A 1,302-nucleotide genomic window follows, 5' to 3' on the forward strand; every position below is an offset into this window, starting at 1 on the left:
ACGCTTGTGGAAGTAACAATCGAAAATGGCCAAGAAACTGGTCGTGTGACTCGCGATAGCTTCGTTTCTAAAGATCCAATCGATCAGATTGTGGAAGTTGGCAAGCCAGTTGAGCAAATCAGTCCAGCAGAAGGCGTTAAGAATCTGGTTGTCGAGCAACCACGACTTGATATCGTGACAGAAGTTCTACCGTTTAATACCGTCGAACGTGAAAACCCACAATTGCCGAAGGGCACCCGAAAAGTTGTCAAAGAAGGCAAGGCCGGTGAAAAGACCACGCTTGTCGAAGTAACCATCGAAAATGGTCAAGAAACTGGTCGTGTGACTCGCGATAGCTTTGTTTCCAAATCCCCAGTCGACAAGATTGTGGAAGTTGGCAAACCAGTTGAGCAAGTTACACCAGCAGAAGGCGTTAAGAATCTGGTTGTCGAGCAGCCACGCTTGGATGTGGTGACTGAAGAGGTTGGCTTTAATACCGTCGAACGTGAAAATGCTCAATTGCCTAAGGGCACCCGAAAAGTTGTCCAAGAAGGCAAAGCTGGCGAAAAGACCGTGCTTGTTGAAGTGACGATTGAGAATGGCAAGGAAAGCGGTCGTGTGACTCGAGATAGCTTCGTTTCCAAAGATCCAGTAGATCAAATCGTGGAAGTTGGAAGCAAGGAAGAAAAACCAAACAAACCAACTACACCAGAGAAGCCTGTAGAGCCATCTAAACCATCTAAGCCAGAAAATAACTTGCGTATCTTGACGGACGAAGCTACCAAGGTTCAAGTGATTAGCATGAAGTCTACGCTTGATCAAGTTGTGGCCTTGAAGGTCAAGAAAGTAGCAGCTCAAAGCCTAGAAGGTAAGCTCTACGATGCTTATGACATTAGACTAGAAGACCAATTTGGCCAATCTGTACAACCTAAGGGTAAGGTCTTTATCAGCCTTCCAGTTGCATCTAATAAAGATGTTGAAAATGTCTTCTTTATGACAGCGGCTAATCAGCTTGATGCGGTATCCTTCCAGCAAAAAGGTCATTATATCGAGTACATGACAGATCAGCTAGGTGTTTATGCGGTTGTTTACAAGTCAACTGCAACCCCGCAGATGCAGGAACAAGTGCACGGAGCTAAAGGAACTAGTTCGAGTCAAGGTCCAGCCACTAAGTCAGCAACCTTACCAAGTACAGGCACAGCAAAAGATTCAGCTTTCCTTCTCGGCCTTCTGTTAGCATTGACAGGATTATTCCTGATGAAGAAGAAGGAAAATATGTAAAAAAACATTTCCGACACAAAGTTTGGTACATAGCCATTAGTC

General features: G+C 44.9%; 1 protein-coding gene. It reads left to right on the plus strand.

Translation table 11 applies throughout. The features are described 5' to 3' along the window. The coding region (locus D8872_RS10605) for a G5 domain-containing protein (protein ID WP_125390880.1) at positions 1-1,260 on the plus strand (1,260 nt) is incomplete at its 5' end. Between the last annotated feature and the right edge of the window lie 42 nt (positions 1,261-1,302).

The organism is Streptococcus cristatus (genome assembly GCF_003943815.1).
Lineage (GTDB): Bacteria > Bacillota > Bacilli > Lactobacillales > Streptococcaceae > Streptococcus > Streptococcus cristatus_F.